25 protein-coding genes are annotated in these 22464 nt (G+C 61.5%); 11 read left to right on the forward strand and 14 right to left on the reverse strand.

What is annotated here, in order from left to right; translation table 11 throughout:
• Window positions 1–12: 12 nt before the first annotated feature.
• The 9 genes from GR198_RS17565 to GR198_RS35420 all read right to left on the reverse strand — a co-directional run bounded on the left by GR198_RS17565 (window position 13) and on the right by GR198_RS35420 (window position 8109).
• Entirely contained in the window at window positions 13–786 is a 774-nt protein-coding gene (locus GR198_RS17565; RefSeq protein WP_011653743.1) for a FadR/GntR family transcriptional regulator, read from the reverse strand.
• 9 nt (window positions 787–795) lie between these two features.
• Window positions 796–2076 carry a TRAP transporter large permease gene (locus GR198_RS17570; protein ID WP_029871070.1) on the reverse strand — a complete coding sequence of 427 codons (1281 nt, stop codon included), beginning with the start codon at window positions 2074–2076 and terminating at the stop codon, window positions 796–798.
• A gap of 4 nt (window positions 2077–2080) precedes the next feature.
• Window positions 2081–2659: a TRAP transporter small permease gene (locus GR198_RS17575; RefSeq protein ID WP_064647636.1), complete on the reverse strand. Its 579-nt coding sequence runs from the start codon at window positions 2657–2659 to the stop codon at window positions 2081–2083.
• Window positions 2660–2808: 149 nt separating this feature from the next.
• The gene (locus GR198_RS17580) at window positions 2809–3786 is read right to left on the reverse strand and encodes a TRAP transporter substrate-binding protein (RefSeq protein WP_164069320.1); all 978 of its coding nucleotides are present in this window, start codon (window positions 3784–3786) and stop codon (window positions 2809–2811) included.
• 519 nt (window positions 3787–4305) lie between these two features.
• Window positions 4306–4530, reverse strand: coding sequence for a sulfurtransferase TusA family protein (locus tag GR198_RS17585; RefSeq protein ID WP_131644467.1), 225 nt, complete (start codon window positions 4528–4530; stop codon window positions 4306–4308).
• Between the two features lie 5 nt (window positions 4531–4535).
• The gene (locus tag GR198_RS17590) at window positions 4536–5762 is read right to left on the reverse strand and encodes a L,D-transpeptidase family protein (RefSeq protein ID WP_164069321.1); all 1227 of its coding nucleotides are present in this window, start codon (window positions 5760–5762) and stop codon (window positions 4536–4538) included.
• A 195-nt stretch (window positions 5763–5957) separates the two neighbouring features.
• Window positions 5958–6911: an acetyl-CoA carboxylase carboxyltransferase subunit alpha gene (locus tag GR198_RS17595; protein WP_003543368.1), complete on the reverse strand. Its 954-nt coding sequence runs from the start codon at window positions 6909–6911 to the stop codon at window positions 5958–5960.
• A gap of 62 nt (window positions 6912–6973) precedes the next feature.
• Window positions 6974–7927 carry a site-specific tyrosine recombinase XerD gene (xerD, locus tag GR198_RS17600; RefSeq protein WP_164026816.1) on the reverse strand — a complete coding sequence of 318 codons (954 nt, stop codon included), beginning with the start codon at window positions 7925–7927 and terminating at the stop codon, window positions 6974–6976.
• A gap of 5 nt (window positions 7928–7932) precedes the next feature.
• Window positions 7933–8109, reverse strand: coding sequence for a hypothetical protein (locus tag GR198_RS35420; protein WP_012759201.1), 177 nt, complete (start codon window positions 8107–8109; stop codon window positions 7933–7935).
• 148 nt (window positions 8110–8257) lie between these two features.
• Here GR198_RS35420 and GR198_RS17605 point away from each other — a divergent pair, with 148 nt between their 5' ends.
• Genes GR198_RS17605 through GR198_RS17615 form a run of 3 tightly spaced genes read left to right on the forward strand, consistent with a single transcriptional unit; the run spans window position 8258 to window position 11285 of the window.
• Complete coding sequence (locus GR198_RS17605) at window positions 8258–8848, forward strand: shikimate kinase (protein WP_131644464.1); 591 nt, start codon at window positions 8258–8260, stop codon at window positions 8846–8848.
• Window positions 8845–9975 (forward strand): 3-dehydroquinate synthase, encoded by a 1131-nt coding sequence (gene aroB / locus GR198_RS17610; protein WP_164026817.1) that lies wholly within the window; start codon window positions 8845–8847, stop codon window positions 9973–9975. Before GR198_RS17605 ends, aroB begins: the two co-directional genes overlap by 4 nt.
• On the forward strand, window positions 9975–11285 hold the full coding sequence (locus GR198_RS17615) for an HlyC/CorC family transporter (RefSeq protein WP_164069322.1): 1311 nt from the start codon (window positions 9975–9977) through the stop codon (window positions 11283–11285). The genes aroB and GR198_RS17615 overlap by 1 nt, the downstream gene beginning before the upstream one ends.
• 48 nt (window positions 11286–11333) lie before the next feature.
• Here GR198_RS17615 and GR198_RS17620 read toward each other — a convergent pair whose 3' ends face one another.
• Window positions 11334–11618 carry a BolA family protein gene (locus GR198_RS17620; RefSeq protein ID WP_017989567.1) on the reverse strand — a complete coding sequence of 95 codons (285 nt, stop codon included), beginning with the start codon at window positions 11616–11618 and terminating at the stop codon, window positions 11334–11336.
• Between the two features lie 102 nt (window positions 11619–11720).
• Between GR198_RS17620 and GR198_RS17625 the strand changes: the two genes are divergently transcribed.
• From GR198_RS17625 to GR198_RS17645, 5 genes are all read left to right on the forward strand, one after another.
• The gene (locus GR198_RS17625) at window positions 11721–12338 is read left to right on the forward strand and encodes a J domain-containing protein (protein WP_011653732.1); all 618 of its coding nucleotides are present in this window, start codon (window positions 11721–11723) and stop codon (window positions 12336–12338) included.
• A 310-nt stretch (window positions 12339–12648) separates the two neighbouring features.
• Window positions 12649–13641: a cobaltochelatase subunit CobS gene (gene cobS, locus GR198_RS17630; protein ID WP_003543345.1), complete on the forward strand. Its 993-nt coding sequence runs from the start codon at window positions 12649–12651 to the stop codon at window positions 13639–13641.
• Window positions 13642–13653: 12 nt separating this feature from the next.
• On the forward strand, window positions 13654–15555 hold the full coding sequence (gene cobT / locus GR198_RS17635; RefSeq protein ID WP_164069323.1) for a cobaltochelatase subunit CobT: 1902 nt from the start codon (window positions 13654–13656) through the stop codon (window positions 15553–15555).
• Between the two features lie 13 nt (window positions 15556–15568).
• Window positions 15569–16609 (forward strand): esterase-like activity of phytase family protein, encoded by a 1041-nt coding sequence (locus tag GR198_RS17640; RefSeq protein WP_164069346.1) that lies wholly within the window; start codon window positions 15569–15571, stop codon window positions 16607–16609.
• A gap of 76 nt (window positions 16610–16685) precedes the next feature.
• Entirely contained in the window at window positions 16686–17252 is a 567-nt protein-coding gene (locus tag GR198_RS17645; RefSeq protein WP_164069324.1) for an ATP-binding protein, read from the forward strand.
• A gap of 1 nt (window position 17253) precedes the next feature.
• Here GR198_RS17645 and GR198_RS17650 read toward each other — a convergent pair whose 3' ends face one another.
• Window positions 17254–17889, reverse strand: coding sequence for a VUT family protein (locus GR198_RS17650; protein ID WP_164069325.1), 636 nt, complete (start codon window positions 17887–17889; stop codon window positions 17254–17256).
• A 112-nt stretch (window positions 17890–18001) separates the two neighbouring features.
• On the reverse strand, window positions 18002–18298 hold the full coding sequence (gene rpmB, locus GR198_RS17655) for a 50S ribosomal protein L28 (RefSeq protein ID WP_003543341.1): 297 nt from the start codon (window positions 18296–18298) through the stop codon (window positions 18002–18004).
• 243 nt (window positions 18299–18541) lie between these two features.
• On the opposite strand from rpmB, the gene GR198_RS17660 reads away from it, so the two are divergent.
• Window positions 18542–19324 (forward strand): DUF3108 domain-containing protein, encoded by a 783-nt coding sequence (locus tag GR198_RS17660; RefSeq protein ID WP_029871080.1) that lies wholly within the window; start codon window positions 18542–18544, stop codon window positions 19322–19324.
• 31 nt (window positions 19325–19355) lie between these two features.
• Window positions 19356–20246 (forward strand): aromatic amino acid exporter YddG, encoded by an 891-nt coding sequence (gene yddG, locus GR198_RS17665; protein ID WP_131644459.1) that lies wholly within the window; start codon window positions 19356–19358, stop codon window positions 20244–20246.
• A gap of 113 nt (window positions 20247–20359) precedes the next feature.
• Here the strand turns inward: yddG and GR198_RS17670 are convergent, their stop codons facing one another.
• A complete protein-coding gene (locus GR198_RS17670) occupies window positions 20360–20782 on the reverse strand; it encodes a cupin domain-containing protein (RefSeq protein ID WP_131644458.1) in 423 nt (140 codons plus the stop codon).
• Window positions 20782–21552, reverse strand: a complete 771-nt coding sequence (gene gloB, locus GR198_RS17675) for a hydroxyacylglutathione hydrolase (RefSeq protein ID WP_131644457.1) — start codon at window positions 21550–21552, stop codon at window positions 20782–20784. The genes GR198_RS17670 and gloB overlap by 1 nt, the downstream gene beginning before the upstream one ends.
• Window positions 21553–21605: 53 nt before the next feature.
• Between gloB and GR198_RS17680 the strand changes: the two genes are divergently transcribed.
• Window positions 21606–22430 (forward strand): class I SAM-dependent methyltransferase, encoded by an 825-nt coding sequence (locus GR198_RS17680; protein WP_164069326.1) that lies wholly within the window; start codon window positions 21606–21608, stop codon window positions 22428–22430.
• Window positions 22431–22464 lie beyond the last annotated feature (34 nt).

Consider the following 22464-nt stretch of genomic DNA (forward strand, 5'->3'; position numbering starts at 1 on the left):
ACGCGATCTTCTTCAGGTCTTGCGTTTAAGGATACTTGAAAGCCACTTGGCCTGCTGGCCGCTGAGAAGGCTGCGATAGCGCTCCTGGCTTGCCGCCAGATGGGCGCGCATGGCGGCGCGGGCGGCTTCTGGGTCCCCGGCAGAAATCGCCTTCAAAATCGCCAAATGCTCGCGCTGCAGGCCTTCCTGATAGTCACGCGACAGGGTGCTATCCGTACCCCAAGGCGAGGCGACGTCGCAGGGGATGGCTCGCATGCCAAGCGCATCGAGAACTTCGACATAATATGAATTATTGGTGGCAGCCGCGATTTCTCGGTGGAAAGCGAAGTCGCTCTTGCCGGTTGCTTCGCCGCGCTCGAGCAGCCGGTCGAATTCGAAGAATGCTTCCTGAATCTGCGCTTCCTGAGCCGCATTGCGCCGTAGCGCAGCAAGCCCTGCGCTCTCGATTTCCAGCCCCATGCGCACCTCGATTATGTTGAGTGCATGGGAAACCTTGTTGCCGACATCGGCGCTGATCGAACCGAAGGCAATCGTCGGATGGTTCTTGACGAAGACGCCGGCGCCTTGCCGCGCCTCGACGAGGCCGTCGGCGGCAAGGGTTGCAATTGCCTCACGGACAACGGTGCGGCTGACGCCGAAGAGTTCGCCCATCCGGGTCTCCGTCGGCAGCTTCTGGCCTGGCGCATACACTCCGGACACGACCTGAGCGCGGATGGCCGAAACGACGCCTTCGGAGAGTTTCGGCTTTCGCTCGACCCTGAAATCTACGGCTGTGTCGGTCGCCATGTCGCACTCCTATTTGAACACGCTCGGCAGCCACAGCGAAATCGCCGGGATGTAAGTGACCAGCCCGAGCACCACGATGCCCGCACCGTAGAACGGCCAGATCGAGCGCATGGCCTCCCAGACCGTGATCTTGCCGACTGCGCAAGCCACGAATTGCACCGCGCCGACTGGAGGCGTGTTCAGCCCTATGCCGAAATTCAGGATCATGATCACGCCGAAATGCACCGGGTCGACACCGTAGGCCTGTGCAACCGGCAGGAAGATCGGCGTGCAGATAATGATGGTCGGCCCCATGTCCATAAAAGTGCCGAGCACAAGCATGAGGACATTGAGCAGGAGCAGCACCGTCAGCGGATCGTCGGCGACGCTCTTCATCCAGATCACCAGCGAGGCCGGCACCTTGAGGAAGGCCATCAACCAGGAGAAGGCGGCGGCTGTGCCGATAATCAAAAGCACCATTGCCGTCGTGCGCACGGCGCCCTGCGTGGCATGAACGAAGTCTCTCCAACTCATCTGCCGGTAGACCAGGAGAGTTATCAGCAGCGCGTAGAGCACCGCGATGCAAGAGCTTTCCGTCGCAGTGAAGACGCCGGACCTCACCCCGCCGAAGATGATGGCGATCAGCAGAAGCCCGGGCAGTGCGACGGCGAACAAATGAGCCACCATGACAAAGCCCGGAAAGGGTTCCGTCGGATAGCCGCGCGAGCGCGCAACGATGTAGGCCGTCACCATGAGCGCGACCGCGAGCAATAGTCCGGGTAACACGCCGGCGGTGAACAGGTCGGCGATGGAGATCTTGCCGCCGGCAGAGATCGAATAGATGATCATGTTGTGGGAGGGCGGCAGGAGCAGCGCGATCAGCGCTGCCATTGAGGTGACGTTCACCGCATAATCGGCGCCATAGCCGCGCTGCTTCATCTGCGGGATCATCAGGCCGCCGACGGCTGCGGCTTCTGCCACCGCCGAACCGGAGATGCCGCCGAACAGCGTGGCGGTGACGATGTTGACCTGGCCGAGGCCGCCGCGCACGTGCCCGACCAGTGATGCGGCGAAGGCGACGATGCGGCTGGCGATGCCGCCGCGCACCATCAGGTCGCCGGCGTAGATGAAAAAGGGGATGGCGAGGAGCGAAAATACGCTCATGCCGGAATTCAGCCGCTGGAAGATGACCAGCGGCGGCAGGCCCATGTAGAGCACCGTGGCGAAGCTGGCGACGCCGAGGCAGAAGGCGATCGGCGTGCCTATCAGCATCAGGGTGGTGAAAACACCGAACAGGATCCAAAGTTCCATCGCGCTACACTTTCAATTTGACGTTCGGATCGGCATTGATGTTTTCGATCTCGACGGCGATTTCCGCCGGCAGAATCTCATCCAACGCATCGTCAATCGGTTCGCCGGCGAGGCGGAGCACGATGCGCTCCAGCGAGAAGATCACGGCAAGCACGCCGCCGCCTGCGAGCGGCAGATAGTCGAACGCGCCGGAAATACCCAGCGACGGCAAGGTTGTGTTCCAGGTCAGGCTCATGAGCGCGCCGCCGTACCAGACCATGCCGGCGCCGAAGGCAAGAATGACGACGTCCGAGATCATGCGCAGGACGCGCTTGCCGGATTTCGGCAGCACATAAAGCAGCACGTCGAAACCAAGATGATTATTCTCCCGGATGCCGACGGCGGCGCCGAGGAAGATGAACCAGCTCATCAGCATGACCGAGCCCGGCTCCGTCCAACTCGGCGAGTCGTTCAGCACATAGCGGCAAAATACCTGCCAGGCGACAAAGACCGTCATCAGCACCAAGCCGGTGCCCGCGAGCCAAAGGGCGGCGTTGCTCAGGCGTGTCAGAAAATTGACGACGGGTGTCAGGTTGTTCGACATCAGGGCCTCGTCGAAATTGGACGCTCACTCTCCCTTGGCGGGAGGAAACGAGAAAGATGTGCACGAAACGGCGGGTGAACCGGGGTGGCGATAAGTGTCCACCCCGATAACCGACGCCGCTTTCCGCAAAAAAGGAAGGCAAGCTATGGCTATTGCACAGCCTTTACGTCCTCGACCATCTTCTTCAGCACGTCGTCTTTCACGTGCTTTTCGTAAACCGGGGCCATGGCGTCGATGAACCCCTGTTTGTCCGGCGTGCTGATCTGGGCGCCGAGCTTTTCGACATTGGTGCGCGATTCAGTGACCTTGGCTGACCACAGCTCGCGCTGCTTGGCGACGCTGTCCTTGGCTGCCTGTTTGAAGACTGCCTGATCCTCCGGCGTCAGCTTGTCGAACGCCGCCTTGTTCATGACGAACACCTCCGGCAGGATCGTATGCTCGTCGAGCGAGTAGTTCTTCGCCACTTCGGCGTGCTTGGCGGTGTCGTAGCTCGGGAAGTTGTTTTCCGCGCCGTCGATAACGCCCGTTTCGATTCCCGAGTAGACTTCTCCATAGGGCATCGGCGTGGCATTGGCGCCGAGGGCCGCCACCATGTCGACGAAGATATCGGACTGGATAACGCGGAACTTCAGACCTTTCATATCGGCAACCGAATTGATCGGCTTCGTTTTGTTGTAGAACGAGCGCGCGCCGGCATCGTAGAAGGCAAGCACCACGAGACCGGCCGGTTCGAACGCCTTCTTGATCTGGTCGCCGATGGCGCCGTCCATGACCTTGTGCATGTGCTCTTCCGAACGGAAGATATAGGGCAAAGCCGGAACGATCGATTCCTTCACAGTGCCGTTAAAGGGCGCCATTGACACACGATTGAGCTCGATTACGCCGGAGCGCACCTGCTCGATCGTGTCTTTCTCCTCGCCGAGCTGGGCGGAATGATAGACTTCGAGGGAATAGCGGCCCTGCGTGCGCTCCTTCAGCAGCTCGCCGAAATATTTGACGCCCTCAACTGTCGGATAGCCGTCCGGATGCGTATCGGACGATTTCAGCACCGTTTGAGCGCTGGCCGCGCCGCTCATGAATGAAGCGGCAACCATAAGACCGGCCGCCAGTTTAACAAAGTTCTTCATGCTCTCCTCCCGTTTTGCATGACGATGAATTCTCAGAGTTTGTATCCCCGGCTTTGCGACTTAGAGGAAGCTCCTCTGCACGCTTGGCCTCCTTCCAGCGATATTTCCACGCTCGGGCACTGATGGTCGGCCCGAAAGGTTGCGTGAGTTGGACGAGGCTCATCGAGACATACCAACATGGCTCAACATCCCCATCGGTTCGATAGAGCAGCTGCTTACCTTACACGCGAACATTGTCGCTCTTCTTGTGGAAACAGAAGACTTGGATCGATAGCCTCCTCTATTCTTGCCGTTCCTCCGACCGGCTCACTATGGCTAGAACCTGTAAAGTATAATGTCAACATACAAAAGCTGTGTAGTTGTATGATGAATTTTCGACGCCGCTTGGTCTCCGACCGACAGCTGCGGAAGCGCGAGCAGGCACGGTTGGAGACGCGGGCGACAGCCTTATGGTGGAGGCGTGCGCTTCGTAAGAATCCTCAGGCTCATTCAATTAGTTTCAGTTTTGCGCGACGCGCTTTAGCGCTTGCGGATCAGGAAGCGGTGGCCGCTTTCGGTCTTTTCCGTCTCGACCAGTTCGTGGCCGTCCTCATTGCAGAAATGCGGCATATCGATCACGGCGAGCGGATCGGTTGTGTCGATGCGAATGAGCGTGCCGCTCGCCATGGCGGCAAGCTTCTTGCGTGTCTTGATCACGGGGAGTGGGCATTTCAGGCCGCGAAGATCGTAGAGAACGGGGTTCAAGCCGTTCAGTTCCTCGCCCAGAATTTCCAGAACGGCTTCTTCGTGGTGGCTTCCGCCGTTTCCTGCGGTTCGGGCGGCGCAAAGGCCAGCGGGTTTTGCATCGGCACCGGCACGGCCGCAGGTGTCGCGGCAGCGACGGCCGTTGCCGGCGGCTGGGCAGGTGCTGCAGGCGTGGCGCCCGGCGCGGTCTTGGCGGCGAGGCCCTGCGCGGTGCGCTTGGCCATCAGGTCTTCGAGGTCCGCGACCTTGACCATGCGGCCGGCTTCCAGCGACGTGCCGGTCGGGGCGTAAGCAAGTTCGCGGCCCTTGCGCAGCTTAGCGACCACGGCCTTGCGCTCGGCTTCTGTGGGGTCGTACCAGGCCATGCCGTCAAATTTGCCCATCGCCTTGGCATAATCGGCATCATAGGTCTTGCCGTAGGAGGCGAGAGCCGCCGTCAGTGCGGGCGGCGTCGACATAGCAGGGCATTTGCCGGCGGCATTAAAGGCGCCGCCGTCGGTTGCCTGCTGGTTGAAGACGTACTTCTTTTCGCAGACGTTGACCTCAGGCGGGCGCTTCGTCACTTCGAAATTGTCGTAGCCAACCTTCAGCATCTTCCAGAAGTCGTAACTGCTGTCGAGGCGATGCTTGACCATGTTTTCCGCCGTCATGCGGAAGGGGAAAGCCTGCAACTGCACCGTCGCCTGGCCGCCCTTGAAGGCGTCGCGGGCAAAAGCGTAGATCTCCAGCACCTGCTGGTCGGTCATCGAATAGCAGCCGGAGGACGAGCAGGCGCCATGGATCATCAGATCGGAACCGGTGCGGCCGTTCGCCGCGTCGTAGCGGTTCGGGAAGCCGGTGTTGATCGCCAGATAATATTTGGAATTGGGGTTCAGGTTGGCGCGCGTCAGGTCGTAGAAACCTTCCGGCGCCTGCCGGTCGCCGGTCTTTACCTTCGGGCCGAGACGGCCGGACCAGGCGCAGATCTTGTAATCGGCGATCTTGTCGAAACGGTTGTCGGTCTTCGCCTTCCAGATCTCCATGGCACCTTCTTCCTTGAAGATGCGGATCATGATCGGCGAATTGCGGTCCATGCCCTTGGCGGACATCTGAGCGAGGATATGGCTGGGAAGCGGCTGCTCGACCTTGTTCTTGACCTTGGAAAGATCGACCTGCGCGGTTTCCAACGCGTCATTGCAGCCGGACAGAGCCAGCGCCATGAGGAAAATATAGGCAAAATGACGTATGCGCATCCCAACTAGCCCATAAAGATAATGCGACCCGGTCCGCCCATGGAGTCCGGCATCAAACGGAATCATAGGCGGCTTATACTTTATAAATCCTTACCAGCCTATGACGTGCCTGGAACATCCCCGCAAGCGCGAATGCTACAGATAACATCAATGTGGCCAAGGTTTGGCCCCAATCGGCGAAGAGCCGAATGTCCGTTAGAGATTGCGGCCCATGGCGAGGAATTTCTGGCGGCGGTCGTTGCGCAGCTGCTCGCCGGAGCGGGGTGCCATTTCGGCCAGCGCACCGGCGATCACGTCACCGGTTGCGGCTATCACGCTGTCGGGATCGCGATGCGCGCCGCCGAGCGGCTCGGAAATGATACCGTCGATGACGCCGAGCGATTTCAGGTCCTCGGCGGTGATCTTCATGTTGGTCGCCGCTTCCCGGGCGCGGGTGGAATCGCGCCAGAGGATGGAGGCGGCCCCTTCCGGCGAGATGACGCTGTAGATCGAATGCTCGAGCATGTAGACCTTGTTGCCGGTGGCGATGGCGATGGCGCCGCCCGAGCCGCCTTCGCCGATGACGACGGAGACAAGCGGAACCTTGACGCCGAGGCACATTTCCGTCGAGCGGGCGATCGCCTCGGCCTGGCCGCGCTCTTCGGCGCCGACGCCGGGATAGGCGCCTGCCGTATCCACCAGCGAAATCACCGGCAGGCCGAAACGGTCGGCCATTTCAAGAATACGGATCGCCTTGCGATAGCCTTCCGGGCGGGGGCTGCCGAAATTGTGCTTCAGGCGGCTCTTGGTATCGTTGCCCTTTTCCTGGCCGATGACGGCGACGGGCTGGCCACGGAAACGGGCAAGGCCCGCCTGGATCGCGGCATCCTCGGAAAACTTGCGGTCGCCGGCAAGCGGCGTGAATTCCTGGAATAGGGTCTTGGCGTAATCGACGAAATGCGGGCGCTGCGGATGGCGGGCGACCTGCGTCTTCTGCCAGGGATTGAGCTTGGAATAGATTTCGACAATCGCCTCGCGGACGCGAACCTCCAGCCGGCCGATCTCATCGGTGGTGTCGATGCTCTCGTCTTCCGTTGCGAGCTTCTTCAGCTCGATGATCTTGCCTTCGAGGTCGGAGATCGGCTTTTCGAAGTCGAGATAATTGTGCATGAGGTGCGTTTCCGTTCCTTGTGCCCGGGGCGTTTTCCTGGCTCCGCCCCATGTCGCCGGTCCTATTCGTGCTTTTTCGCCTGTTTGGCAAGGGGGTGATGCGTCTGGACAAGCTGCTGCAGCCTCTCTTCGAGGACATGTGTGTAAATCTGCGTGGTCGAAATGTCCGAATGGCCGAGGAGTTCCTGCACGACGCGCAGATCGGCGCCGTTGGCAAGCAGGTGGCTGGCAAAGGCGTGACGCATGACATGCGGCGAGATCAGCGATGGCGTCAGACCGGCGCGGATCGCCAGGTTCTTGAGGTCGCGGGCGAACACCTGGCGCGGCAGGTATCCTTCCTTCGAGGCGGAAGGAAACAGCCAGGGGCTTTCCTGCGGCTCTTTTGCCACTGCATTTTCGGCCGCCAGCAGGCGGCCATAGGATTTCAGGGCTGATATTGCCGAATGAGACAGCGGCACCAGCCGCTCCTTGTTGCCCTTGCCGCGGATCATCAGGAAACGGCCCTCCTGATCGAGCACGCGGGCAGGAAGCGAGACAAGTTCGCTGACACGCATGCCGGTGGCATAGAGCAGTTCCAGCAGCGCCAGCATGCGCAGGCGCTGCAGCTGGCCGGGAGCCGCATCCTCTGCCTCGGTCTCTGCCTGCGAAAGCAGCCTGCCGACCTCTTCGACGCCCATCGTCTTCGGCAGCGGACGGCCCTTCTTCGGCGCGTCGAGTATGCCTGTGGGGTCGTCGGTCCTCAGTCCCTCGGCGTAGAGGAACTTGTAGAATTGCCGCATGGCGGCAAGCCGGCGCGCCTGGGACGAGGGTTTGAAGCCCTTTCGGGCGAGCGAGGAGAGATAGGCGGCGAGATCGGCGGAGGCGGCTTCGGTGAGCCGTATGCTGCGCTCCGTCAGGAAGGAGCGGACGTCGTCGAGATCACGTTCATAGGATTGCAACGTGTTGGCGGCGGCACCCCGCTCGGCGCTCATCATCTCCAGGAAGGATTCCACATGGGCGCGGCCGAGATCCACCATGCCGGTCACTTCCTGGTCGTGTCGATCGCGCCCGTGGCGGGCGGATTGACCCGCTCGGACGGAATGCGGATCGTCACGTCGCGCTGCTGTGGCTCCACGAAGGTCACAAGCGCCAGCATCGCTCCGTAGACCGTCCCGGCGAGGATCGCGCAGACGAACAGGAAACGGAACAGGGTCGGCATCCAGCAACTCCTTCATGCTCTGCTTCTGTTATAAGAAGCCTATCTGCAAGTGCAAGAAGCGGTATTCAAGCCATGATTCCCTTGCCTGCGACTTGACGCTCCATCTGCATTTGTCGATACCGTTTGCAAACAAAGTGTGAATGGACCGATGAGTGAACAACTGCTGACCGTTGCTGAAAGCTTGAAAGACAGAGCTCGCGCCGCGCTCGGTTCACGCAATCTCATCCTTGTCGGCCTGATGGGCGCCGGCAAATCCTCTGTCGGGCGCATCGTCGCCAGCCAGCTCGCCATTCCCTTCATCGACAGTGATCTCGAGATCGAGCGGGTGTCGCGCATGACGATCGCCGAGCTTTTCGCCGCCTATGGCGAGCAGGAGTTCCGGGCGCTGGAAGCGCGGGTGATCAAGCGGCTGCTGAAGAGCGGGCCGCGCGTCGTCTCCACCGGAGGCGGCGCCTTCATCAACGACCGGACGCGCAAGCATATCAAGAAGGGCGGCCTTTCGGTCTGGCTGAAGGCCGATCTCGACGTGCTCTGGGACCGGGTCGCCAAGCGCGACACGCGGCCGCTGCTCAAGACCGAAAATCCGAAGCAGACGCTCGAGGGCCTGATGAATGCGCGTTATCCGATCTATGCGCAGGCCGATCTGACCGTGCTTTCGCGCGACGTCCGCAAGGAAATCATGGCCGACGAAGTCTTAAAGGCCTTGATCGAAGTTCAGAAGGAAAGTGCAGCGTCATGAATGCGATAACCTCCGCCTCCGCCATCCGAACGGTGCATGTGCCGCTCGGCGAGCGCGCCTACGACATCCTGATCGGGCCGGGGCTGATTGCGCGGGCCGGCGCCGAGATCGCCTCTCGCCTCAAGGGCCGCAAGGCGGCTGTTGTCACCGATGAAAATGTCGCGCCGCTCTATCTCAAGGCGCTCGTCGGAAGCCTGGATGAAGCGGGTATCGCCTCGGCTGAGGTCGTCCTGCCGGCCGGCGAGAAGACCAAGAGCTTCGAGCATCTGATGACGGCCTGCGACAAAGTGCTCGAAGCCCGCGTCGAGCGCAATGATTACGTCATCGCGCTCGGTGGCGGCGTCATCGGCGATCTTTCCGGATTTGCGGCCGGCATCGTCCGTCGCGGCGTGCGCTTCGTGCAGGTGCCGACCTCGCTTCTGTCGCAGGTCGATTCCTCGGTCGGCGGCAAGACCGGCATCAATTCCCGCCACGGCAAGAATCTGATCGGCGTCTTCCATCAGCCGGACCTGGTTCTGGCCGACACGGATGTGCTGAATTCGCTGAGCGAGCGCGAATTCCGCGCGGGTTACGCCGAGGTCGCCAAATACGGGCTGATCGACAAGCCGGATTTCTTCGCCTGGCTGGAAGCGAACTGGAAGTCGGTTTTTGCAGGCGGCTCCGCGCGCATCGAGGCGATTGCCGCCAGCTGCCAGGCGAAGGCCGATGTCGTTGTTGCCGACGAGCGTGAGAATGGTCAGCGGGCACTGCTCAATCTTGGCCATACATTCGGCCACGCGTTGGAAGCGGCGACCGCCTATGACAGTTCCCGCCTCGTGCATGGCGAGGGCGTTTCCATCGGCATGGTGCTGGCGCATGAATTCTCCGCACGGATGAACCTTGCAAGTCCGGATGATGCGCGGCGCGTCGAGCGGCATCTGAAGGAGGTCGGCTTGCCGACCCGGATGTCCGACATTCCGGGCGAACTGCCGCCGGCCGAAACGCTGATGGACGCGATCGCCCAGGACAAGAAGGTCAAGAGCGGCAAGCTCACTTTCATCCTGACGCGCGGCATCGGCCAGTCCTTCGTTGCCGACGACGTTCCGGCGTCCGAAGTGATCAGCTTTCTCCGGGAAAAACACGCCTGATGTCGGTCGAAGGCGCTCTGGCATTTCTTTCGACATACTGGCCGGAGATCCTTTCGATCACGGCGCTCGTGCTCATGTCCGCCTTCTTTTCCGGCTCCGAGACCGCGCTGACCGCCGTTTCGCGCAGCCGCATCCATACACTGGAGGCGAACGGCGACGAGCGCGCCGGCCTCGTCCGGCAACTGATCGAACGGCGCGATCGGTTGATCGGCGCGCTGCTCATCGGCAACAATCTCGCCAATATCCTGTCCTCATCGATCGCCACCAGCCTTTTCCTCGGGCTGTTCGGCAGTTCCGGCGTGGCGCTGGCGACGCTTGCGATGACCGTCATCCTGGTCATCTTCGCGGAAGTGCTGCCGAAGAGCTGGGCGATTTCGGCGCCTGAGCGCTTCGCACTCGCCATCGCGCTGCCGGCCAAGCTCTTCGTCGCCGTCGTCGGCCCGGTTTCCTCCTTCGTCAATGCAATCGTGCGGCAGATTCTTTCGCTGTTCGGCATCAATCTCTCACGCGAGACATCGATGCTGACGGCGCATGAGGAGCTGCGCGGCGCCGTCGATCTGCTGCACCGCGAGGGATCGGTGGTGAAGGCCGACCGTGACCGCCTCGGCGGCGTACTCGATCTTAGCGAGCTCGAACTCTCCGACATCATGGTCCACCGCACCGCGATGCGGGCGATCAACGCCGACGATGCGCCGGAAGCGGTGGTGCGCGTCATCCTCGAAAGCCCCTATACGCGCATGCCGTTGTGGCGCGGCACGATCGACAACATCATCGGCGTCGTCCACGCCAAGGATCTGCTGCGGGCGCTTGCCGAGCCGAACATGGAGCCGCAGAACCTCGATATCGTGAAGATCGCGCAGAAGCCGTGGTTCGTGCCCGACAGCACCAACCTCGAGGACCAGCTCAACGCTTTCCTGCGGCGCAAGCAGCATTTCGCCGTCGTCGTCGACGAATATGGCGAGGTGCAGGGCATCGTCACGCTGGAGGATATTCTTGAGGAAATCGTCGGCGACATTTCCGACGAACACGATATCGAAATACAGGGCGTGCGTCAGGAAGCCGACGGTTCCGTCGTCGTCGACGGCGGCGTGCCGATCCGCGATCTGAACCGCGCGCTCGACTGGAACCTGCCCGATGAGGAGGCGACGACGATCGCCGGCCTCGTCATCCACGAATCGATGACCATCCCGGAAGAGCGCCAGGCCTTCACTTTTTATGGCAAGCGTTTCGTCGTCATGAAGCGGGAGAAGAACCGCATCACCAAGCTGCGCATCCGCCCGGCCGGGGAAGACGGCGCAAAGCCGGGCTGATTCTGCTTGGATATTGGACGGCCAATGCCTATATGGGCTTGCGTGCCGCTACCAGCGGGTCGGTTCACCAGGTGCAGCCGGTTCGACGGCCAGCGCATGCAGGCCGGCATCGAGCTCCGGTTTCAACAGGTCGGTGATCGCCCGGTGGCGCGCCAGCCGCGACATGCCGGCGAATTTTCCGGAAACGATCCTCACCCGCATATGGGTTTCGCCGGTGCCGGTGATATCAGGCTGGTGGCCGGCATGCAGATGGCTTTCGTCGATGACGCTCAGGCGGTCGGGCGCGAAGGCTTCGACAAGTTTTTCTTCGATGCGGGTTCGCAGGGTCATCATCCGGTCTTGCTGGTTCGCGAAAAGGGTTCCTACCAAGCCAGCAACATTCCCGTTTGTCAATTCTTGTTGTCGCTTCGCGACAGCCCCATAATTAGCGCCGTCATGAGACTTGATTCCAAATATTTCGATCGCATCCGAACACGCCGCAAACGCGAGCCAGAGACAGAGCAGGCGCCGCCTACCTGTCAGTGGGACGGGTGCGACAAGAAGGGGGCGCATCGCGCTCCGGTCGGCCGCAATGCGGAAGGCCAGTTCTTCTTGTTCTGCTTCGAGCACGTCAAGGAATATAACAAGGGCTACAATTATTTCTCCGGTCTTTCGGACGGCGAGATCGCGCGGTACCAGAAAGAGGCGATCACCGGCCACCGGCCGACATGGACCGTCGGCGTCAACAAGGCGGCGAAGGACAGTCCGCTGCATTCGGAGATCCGCTCCGGCGCCTATACACGCGTTCGCGATCCCTTCGGCTTCGTCAAGGAAGGCGGCAAGGGCAGCGGGCCGCGTTTTCCGCAGGCGCGCAAGCTGAAATCGCTGGAAACCAAGGCCTTCGAAACGATGGGCCTCGACGCCAATGCGACATCGGCGGAGATCAAGAGCCGCTACAAGGAACTGGTGAAGAAACACCATCCGGATGCCAATGGCGGCGACCGCGGCTCGGAGGAGCGTTTCCGCGCCGTCATCCAGGCCTATCAATTGTTGAAGCAGAACGGTTTTTGTTAATTCCCGTCCTTGCTCTTGGGCTTCAATCGGGTATGGTCCAAATCGGCTGAGGCCGCAGGCAAACGCGGCTCATATTTGTGCGTTTTCCCGACATCGCCTCCGCCGACCTTCCGGACGCGGCGTTTCTTGTCCGGGACTCTTTCAAGAATGCTCGCATGCGGTCATTATCCCGCCGAGGTTTCGTTTCAGTCCCGGAGAAGCATCGCCGACGTTCCGACCTGGACGGGCGCGGAATAAAAAACGCGGCGTCTGGGTTGCGACATGGCCTGAGACAGTATGGCCGGGTGGCATCACCCGCCTTGGAGACATGATGAGCAAGATCGACCTGGATATATCAGAACTGCCCGATACCACCGTTTCGGTCCGCGAAGCCTTCGGTATCGATTCCGACATCCGCGTTCCCGCCTACAGCAAGGGCGACGCCTATGTGCCGGACCTCGATACCGACTACCTTTTCGACCGCGACACGACGCTCGCCATTCTCGCAGGCTTCGCCCATAACCGCCGCGTGATGATCTCCGGCTATCACGGCACGGGCAAGTCCTCGCATATCGAGCAGGTGGCGGCGCGCCTCAACTGGCCCTGCGTGCGCATCAACCTCGACAGCCATGTCAGCCGTATCGATCTGGTCGGCAAGGACGCGATCGTCGTCAAGGACGGGCTGCAGGTCACCGAATTCAAGGACGGCATCCTGCCCTGGGCCTATCAGCACAATGTTGCGCTCGTCTTCGACGAATATGATGCCGGCCGTCCCGATGTGATGTTCGTCATCCAGCGCGTGCTCGAATCCTCCGGCCGCCTGACACTGCTCGACCAGAGCCGCGTCATCCGGCCGCACCCGGCATTCCGTCTGTTTGCGACCGCAAATACGATCGGCCTCGGCGACACGACCGGCCTCTATCATGGCACGCAGCAGATCAACCAGGCGCAGATGGACCGCTGGTCGATCGTGACGACGCTGAACTATCTGCCGCATGATCATGAAGTGAATATCGTCTCCGCCAAGGTGAAGAGCTTCGGCAAGGACAAGGGCGGCCGCGAGACCGTGTCGAAGATGGTGCGCGTCGCCGACCTGACGCGCGCTGCCTTCATGAACGGTGATCTCTCGACCGTCATGAGCCCGCGCACGGTCATCACCTGGGCCGAAAACGCCGAGATCTTCGGCGATCTCGCCTTCGCCTTCCGCGTCACATTCCTCAACAAGTGCGACGAGCTGGAGCGTCCGCTGGTCGCCGAGCACTATCAGCGGGCCTTCGGCGTCGAGCTGAAGGAAAGTGCCGCCAATATCGTTCTCGGAGCTTGAGACCGACCGATCATGGCAGCTCGCGGTGACAATTCGAAAGCAAAGCCCGGCGCGCCTGTCGACGTCGAGCCACTGCGCCGGGCGATAACCGGCTGCGTGCGCTCGATCGCCGGCGACGGCGACGTCGAGGTGACCTTCGCCAATGAACGGCCGGGGATGACCGGCGAGCGCATTCGGCTGCCGGAACTTTCCAAGCGGCCGACGGCGCATGAGCTGGCGGTCACTCGTGGTCTCGGCGATTCGATGGCGCTGCGCCTCGCCTGCCATGACGAGAAGGTGCATGCGACGATGGCGCCGCAGGGCTCGGATGCCCGGGCGATCTTCGATGTGGTCGAGCAGGCGCGTGTCGAATCGATCGGCGCGCTGCGCATGGAGGGCATGGCGTCGAACCTGCGCTCCATGACGGATGAGAAATATTCCAAGGCGAATTTTACCGGCATCGAGCGCCAGGAAGACGCACCGGTCGGCGAAGCCGTTGCGATGATGGTGCGCGAGAAGCTGACCGGCCAGCGCCCGCCGGCCTCCGCCGGCAAGGTGCTCGACCTTTGGCGCGACTTTATCGAGGACAAGGCAGGGTCCGAACTCGACAATCTGTCGAGCGCGATCAACGACCAGCAGGCCTTCGCCAAGGTCATCCGCAACATGCTGTCGGCCATGGAAATGGCCGAGGAATACGGCGACGACGACAGCGACGCCGACAATGACGACCAGTCGGAGCAGGAAGGCCAGCCGAGCGGCGACGAACAGGACCAGGACGAGGTCGATGAGGATGCCGGCACCGATGCCGCCCCCGTCGAGGACAGTGAAGTCGCCGACGAGCAGATGGAGGACGGCGAGACCGAGGGCGCCGAAATCTCCGACGACGACATGATGGAAGAGGGCGAGGACGATTCGGAAACGCCGGGCGAGACCCGCCGGCCTAATACGCCTTTTGCCGATTTCAACGAGAAGGTCGACTATCACGTCTTTACCGAAGAGTTCGACGAGATCATCACCGCAGAGGAACTTTGCGACGCCGCTGAGCTGGAGCGCCTGCGCGCCTTCCTCGACAAGCAGTTGGCGCATCTCCAGGGGGCCGTCGGCCGTCTCGCCAACCGGCTGCAGCGCCGCCTGATGGCGCAGCAGAACCGCTCCTGGGATTTCGACCTGGAAGAGGGTTATCTCGATCCGGCCCGGCTGCAGCGCATCATCATCGATCCGATGCAGGCGCTCTCCTTCAAGATGGAGCGCGACACCCAGTTTCGCGATACCGTCGTTACGCTGCTCATCGACAATTCTGGCTCGATGCGCGGCCGGCCGATCACGGTTGCCGCCACCTGCGCCGACATTCTCGCCCGAACGCTGGAGCGCTGCGGCGTCAAGGTCGAGATCCTGGGCTTTACGACCAAGGCCTGGAAGGGCGGGCAGGCGCGTGAAAACTGGCTTGCCGGCGGCAAGCCGCAGACGCCGGGCCGCCTCAACGACCTGCGCCATATCATCTACAAGTCGGCCGACGCTCCGTGGCGGCGCGCGCGCGCCAATCTCGGGCTGATGATGCGCGAGGGCCTGCTCAAGGAAAATATCGACGGCGAGGCGCTGATCTGGGCGCATAATCGCCTGCTCGCGCGCCGCGAGCAGCGCCGCATCCTGATGATGATCTCGGACGGCGCGCCGGTGGACGATTCGACGCTGTCGGTCAATCCGGGCAATTATCTCGAGCGGCACCTGCGCGCCGTCATCGAACAGATCGAGACGCGCTCGCCTGTCGAACTGCTGGCGATCGGCATCGGCCACGACGTGACGCGCTACTATCGCCGCGCCGTGACGATCGTCGATGCCGACGAGCTTGCCGGTGCGATGACCGAGCAGCTTGCCTCACTGTTCGAGGACCAAGCCGTCCAGCCGCGCGGCGGCCGGATACGCCGTGCCGGCTGACGTCGCTGGAAGAATGACGGTCAAGCGCCTCTGCCGTGCGGCGTCGATCGTTCTCTGCATCGCGGCCGGCGCTTCCTCGTCATGGGCGGCCGGCGACGACGTGCCGGTCATTAGCCGGCAAATTTCCGATTTCAGGATCGGCTCTTCGGAGACGCAATTCGGTTCGCTGGAATTTCTCGGCGGGCTGGAAATGGTCTCCAGCCGAGCGCTATTCGGCTCGCTCTCCTCCATCCGTTTCCGGCCGGACCAAAAACATTTCGTCGTCGTGCTCGATACCGGTCAGTGGCTGACCGGCAGCATCGAGCGCGACGTCAAGGGCAGGCTTTCCGGCCTTTCGGATGTCGAGATCACGCCGATGAGGAACAGCGCCGGGCGCAGCTTCGAGGGCAAGGGACATATGGATGCCGAGGGCCTGGCGCTCGACGGCGACCGGATCCTGGTCTCCTTCGAGCAGGCTCATCGTGTCGATGTCTATCCCGATCCCGGCTTTGCCGGCTCGGGAGCAATCGCCACCCTGCCGATCCTTATCCCGCGAAAGATGCTGGACGACAACCGCGGCATCGAAACCATCACCGTGGCGCCGGCATCCAGCCCGCTCAAGGGTGGCGTGGTCATCGTCTCCGAACGCGGTCTCGACAGTGACGGCAATCGGCTGGCGGCCATTCTCAGCGGGCCGCTGAAAGGGCGTTTCTCGGTTAAGCGGGACGGCAGCTTCGATATCACCGACGGTGCCTTCCTGCCGAACGGCGACCTGCTGCTGCTGGAGCGCCGCTTCAACATGGCCGAAGGCATCGGCATGCGTCTTCGGCGCATCAAGGGCGCCGACATCAGGCCCGGCGCCGTCGTCGACGGCGACTTGCTGCTGGAAGGCAATTTCAACTCGCAGATCGACAATATGGAAGGGCTCGATACTTTCCAGGCCGCCGACGGCACGACCCATATCATTCTGGTGTCGGACGACAATCATTCGATCCTGCAGCGCAATCTGATGCTGGAATTTCGGCTTTCGGAAGAGGCCGCGTGGTCAGCGCCGAACTCCCGGAAGCGGAATTGATCCAAGACGTTAGACTGATGTCATATGCCTCGGCTATCCCCCGAGGCATCGGGAATCAGTCTTCGCAGGGAGATTCATGGTGCATATTCACGTCATGGGCGCCTCGGGTTCCGGTACGACATCGCTGGGCCGTGCGCTTGCCGAAAAGCTCCATATCGCCCATCTCGACAGTGACGATTTCTTCTGGCTGCCGACCGATCCGCCGTTCACGACGCCGAGGGATGCCGACCAGCGCATCAGGCTGCTCCTCGATGAAGCGGCACGGCATGACGGCTGGGTCCTCTCCGGATCGGCGCTGAAATGGGGAAGGCCGATTGAGCCGTTCTACGATCTGATCGTGTTCCTCAGGATCGATCCGGAGCTTAGAATGACGCGCATCCTTACGCGGGAGATTGCCCGATACGGAAACAGAATCGGGCCCGGCGGCGACATGGCCGTAAAAAGCGGGGAATTCCTGGAATGGGCGGCTAGCTACGATACGGCCGGTCCCGAACGCCGCAGCCTTGCGGCACATGAGCAATGGCTGGAAACACAGACAGCACCGGTGCTGCGGCTTGATTCATCGCTAGGTATCGACGACCTGACGGCAGAGGTGCTGCTGCATCCGGCCCTTGCCGCCGGTGCGGTCCGGCGGCGTCCGTGATTTAGCTGGCGCGTGCGGCCTGCATCGGCCGCAGCACATTCATCAGCGCGCCATAGGGTAGCAGCATGACGAGGCCGACGATCATCTTCACGGCGAAATCGCCGATCGCCCAGGAAATCCAGCGTGGAGCCTCCGTGGCGAAGACGCCGAGGACGGGGGCTGCTTCCAGCGCGAAGGGATCGTTCGGGCCGAGGAAGACGAAGAATGCGGCGAAGGACAGCGAGAAGAACATCACCGTATCGAGCGCCGAGCCGATCAGCGAACCGACCAGCGGCGCGCGCCACCAGGCCTGGCAGCGGAGGCGGTTGAAGACGGCGATATCGAGCAGCTGGCCGGCGAGATAGGCCGAGCCGGAGGCGATGGCGATGCGCGGCACCGAAGTGAAGAAGGACAGCGTCACGCCGACGACGAAGCCGGCAAACACGACCTTGCGGGCTGCCTGCGGGCCGAACTGGCGGTTGGTCAGATCGGTGATCAGGAAGGCGATCGGATAGGAGAAAGCGCCCCAGGTCAGGATGTCGGCAAGGTTGATGTCGGCGACTTCGGCGTTCAGCGGAAACTGGACGAGGAAGTTGGAGGCGACGACGACGAGCGTCATCAGCGCGACATAGGCGATGGTATAGCGGGTCTTCAGCATTTTTTTATCCTGGGTGATGCCACCAGTTGGAGGAGCAAACCGGCAAAGCAAAAGGCTTGTCCGGTATTATCCGTTCAAGCCTTTTGAAGCCGTATGAAGGAAGGGCAGAAGCTTACGCAGCAGCGGCTTCAGCGGTCTTCTTGGCGATCTGACGGCGCAGCAGGCGCGCGCGCATCGACAGTTCGTTCTCGCTGGCCTTCAGCAGGAAGGCATCGAGGCCGCCACGATGCTCGACAGTGCGAAGAGCGGCAGCCGAAACGCGAAGACGGTAACGCTGGTTGAGAGCGTCGGAAATCAGCGTTACCTGGCACAGGTTCGGCAGGAACCGGCGCTTGGTCTTGTTGTTGGCATGGCTGACATTGTTACCAGTCAGGACGGCCTTGCCGGTCAATTCGCACACGCGGGACATGGAACACCTATTCTTGTTTTTCTCGGGCCATCGAATTGCCATTCCCGGCAAAGCCAGGCGCGCAATCCAACGGGCATGATTGGAAAGTTGCGGTTCTATAGTCAGACAGGCTGCTCGCGTCAAGCCAAACCTTGGCCTTTCCCGCAATTCTGTCAAAAAGCTGCTGTTTTCTTCCCTTCGCGGCAGGAGTATAGAGCGCTCAGCAAGGGCCTGCCAGCGCGCAGCAAGACAAGGCTTTTTTCCATGGCTCATTCGGGCAGACGGATTTTCATTTCGGCCATCGCCGCACTTCTTGCCATACCGGCATCGGCGGCCGAAATCCAGCATCGGACGGAATACCGGGTGGCGCTCGCCGGCCTGCCGATCGCGCGCGCCGCGTTCCTGACGCAGATCGAGGACGATCACAGCTACAAGATCGCCGGCGACATCAATTCCGCCGGTCTTGCAGATCTCGTCACGACGATTTCGGCCAAGACCAGCGTCACTGGCGTCGTTCGCAATGACAGATTGCAGGCGCAAAAATACTCTCTCTACTACAAGAGCGGCAAGCGGAAGGCCCGCTTCTACGAGGTCAGCTACCGCAACGGCAACATCATCTCGGCGACGACCACACCGATGCCGAAGCGTCCGAAGAACTGGATCGACGTCACGCCGCGCGACATGCGCTCGGTGCTCGACCCGATCTCCGGCCTGGTCTTCACCGGCGATACCAAGGTCTGCTCGCAGACCCTGCCGATCTTCGACGGCGAGACTCGCATGGATCTGGTGCTCTCGCCGAAGGGCGACGAGGATTTTTCCACCAATGGCTTCAAGGGCAAGGCGACCGTCTGCAGCGTGCGCTTCGTACCGCGCTCGGGCTACAAGAAGGGCCGCAAGGACATCGACTATCTCAGCAAGAGTAACCGGATGGAAATCTGGTTTGCCAAGTCGGACGCGGCAAATGTATACGCTCCTGTCTATGTGCGCATTCCAACCGAATATGGAATGGTGACGATCACTGCCGTCAAATACGGCAGCAACAGCTGACGGGGCTTCTGCCTCCGTGAAGGGGGGACAGGTGAAGCTTCGCGCGACGTTGATCGGTTTTACGGCGATCCTGATGTGGTCGTTCCTGGCGCTGTTGACGGCCGCCTCCGGCAAGATGCCGCCGTTCCAGCTTTCGACCATCTGCTTTGCGATCGGCAGCATTCCCGGTCTCGTCGTGTTTATCCTCAACCCTTCGCGGCTGGCGCTGCTGAAGCAGCCGGCCAAGGTCTGGGTGACAGGTATTGCTGGGCTGTTCGGCTATCATTTCCTCTATTTCACGGCGCTCCGGAACGCGCCGGCGGTGGAGGCGGGGCTTGTCGCCTATCTCTGGCCGCTGTTGATCGTCGTCGGTTCGGCGCTGCTGCCGGGCGAACGGCTGCGATGGTATCACTTGGCGGGTGCGGTTGCCGGGCTTTGCGGCACCTTCCTGATCGTTGGCCGCAACGGCATCGATTTCGACGGCGCCTATGCCGTTGGTTACGGGGCGGCCTTTCTCAGCGCTTTCACGTGGTCCGGCTATTCGCTGCTGACGCGGCGTTTTAACGCCGTCTCCACGGATGTCGTCACCGGCTTCTGCCTTGCGACCTCCATCCTGTCGCTCTTCTGCCATCTCGGCCTGGAGACGACAGTCTGGCCGGAAACCGGCTTCGAATGGGTCGCCGTCATCGGGCTCGGCCTCTTTCCGGTCGGGGCTGCCTTCTACGTCTGGGACTATGGCGTCAAGAACGGCGACATTCAGATCCTCGGCGCGGCAAGTTATGCAGCACCTCTGCTTTCGACGCTTATTCTGGTGCTGTTCGGATTTGCCGAGCCGAGCTGGCGCATTGCTCTTGCCTGCCTGCTCGTCACCGGCGGGGCGGTGCTCGCCGCCCAGGACATGTTCCGCCGCAAGCGCCAGGCACAGCCTGCAGCGGCGGAGTAGGCCTTAGAACAGGATGAATTTGGGCCCCGGTTGGCCTAAAATCATCCTGTTCTAAATTAGATAGTGGAGCATGATGTTGCCCGAAAACCGCTCACACTTTTCGGCATCATGCTCTAGCCGCCGGGCTTCCAACCGGCCGGCGCCATCTCGAAGCTCGAAAATTCGAAGCCGGGCGAGACGGTGCAGCCGACCAGGGTGAAATCACCAAGGGTTTCGGCCGATTGCCACCAATTGGCGGGAATGATTGCCTGCGGCCGCTCGCCGGCAGGGAGATTCGTTCCGAGCGTCAGGGTCTCGCTTGCCGTTCCGTCTTCCGACCGGTGCAGCGAGAGCGGCGCGCCGGCGTAATAATGCCAGACCTCGGCGGCGTCATGGACGCGATGCCAGTGCGAACGCTGCCCCTTGGTGAGCAGATAATAGATTGCTGTCGAGTAGCCGCGTTCTCCGCCTGCCGTATCGCGAAATGTCTGCACGTACCAGCCACCTTCGGGATGCGGCTGCATGCCGAGTTCGCGGATAATGTCCTCAGGCGACATCAGAAATGGTCCTTGCGCTTGCGGATCTCTGCAAAGACTTCCTCGTTGGTCTTGCCTTCCATCAGCAGATTGCGGCGGATCGCCGGATCGGCAGCGCGCAGAAAAGGATTGGTTTCCTTTTCCAGCCCCAGCGTCGTCGGGATGGTGAATTTGCCGTCGGCGCGCAAGGCCTCGATCTCTGCGGCGCGGTTCTTCAGTCGCTCGTTGTCGGGGTCGACGGTCAGCGCGAAGCGGGCATTGGACAATGTGTATTCATGGCCGAAATAGATGGCGGTCTCATCGGGCAGCACGGCGAGTTTCTGCAGGGAATGCCACATATCGGCGGCCGGGCGTTCGAACAGCCGGCCGCAGCCGAGCGCAAACAGCGTGTCGGCGGCAAACAGCAGCTTGTCATCGACGAAGTGATAGCAGATGTGGCCGGCGGTGTGGCCGGGCGTCTCGATGACGTTGACCGCGTGGTCGCCAAAAAGGAAGCTGTCGCCATCGCCCATCGTCCGATCGAGACCGGGAATGGCAACGGCCTCGTTGATCGGGCCGATGATCTCGCAGCCGAACTGTTCCTTCAGCGCCAGGTTGGCTGTGACATGGTCGGTGTGATGATGAGTGGTGAAGATATGGGTGATTTTCCAGCCGCGACGTGTCGCCGCTTCCAGAATCGGCGCCTCCTCCGGCGCATCGATCGCCGCGGTAAAGCCTGTCTCCGGATCGTGCACGAGAACGCCGAAATTGTCGGTGCGGCAGAGAAAAACGTCTAATTCCAAAGGTTTCATCGTTCAATAATCCCTTATCACAGGAGTCTCGCGGAAATGTAGAGGTTCCGGCCTTGAAGTCCAACCGCCCGCTGATAACATTTGTCGCAATGCACGCCGATATCGTCGACTTACGCCAGTTCTATCATTCCGAGCTCGGACGTCTTGCCGAGCAGTCGATCGCCATGGCGCTGTCCTCGCTCTGGGTGCGGCTGCCGCAGGAGCGTCTGGTCGGTCTCGGTTATGCCGTGCCCTTCCTCGATCGCTTCCAGGCCGATACCGAACGCACCTTCGCCTTCATGCCGGCCGGGCAGGGAGCGGTGAATTGGCCGATGGGCTCGCTCTCGACGACGGCGCTTGTCTTCGATGAGGAACTGCCGCTGCCGGACTCCTCGATCGACCGGGTACTGATGGTGCATTCGCTGGAATTTGCCGAAAGCCCGCGCGAGACTCTAAAGGAGCTCTGGCGGGTGCTGGCGCCGGGTGGACGGCTGGTCATCGTCGTGCCGAACCGGCGCGGCGTCTGGGCACGCATGGAGCATACGCCCTTCGGTTCGGGCCGGCCCTATTCCCGCGGTCAGCTGACAAATCTGCTGCGCGAGACGAATTTCACGCCGGGCGCGACGGCTGAAGCGCTGTTCTTCCCGCCCTCGAAGCTCAGAACCATCCTGCGCCTGCGGCGCGCCTTCGAGCGGATCGGCCGAACGCTTTGGCCGGCCTTCTCAGGCGTCATCATCGTCGAAGCGCAGAAGCGGCTCTATCAGGGGCTGCCGGTTGCGGCGCGGGCCTCCCGCCGCGTCTTTGTGCCGGTTCTCGCACCCCATGGCGTACCGACCACACGCACGACAGCGTCCTTTGCGCGTCTTTTAAGACGCGCAAAGGACGCTGTAGCACTTTGAATGCTGCATAATTTTATTCTTAAATCGATTCCGA

The sequence above is a fragment of the Rhizobium leguminosarum genome (assembly GCF_010668065.1).
Lineage (GTDB): Bacteria > Pseudomonadota > Alphaproteobacteria > Rhizobiales > Rhizobiaceae > Rhizobium > Rhizobium leguminosarum_S.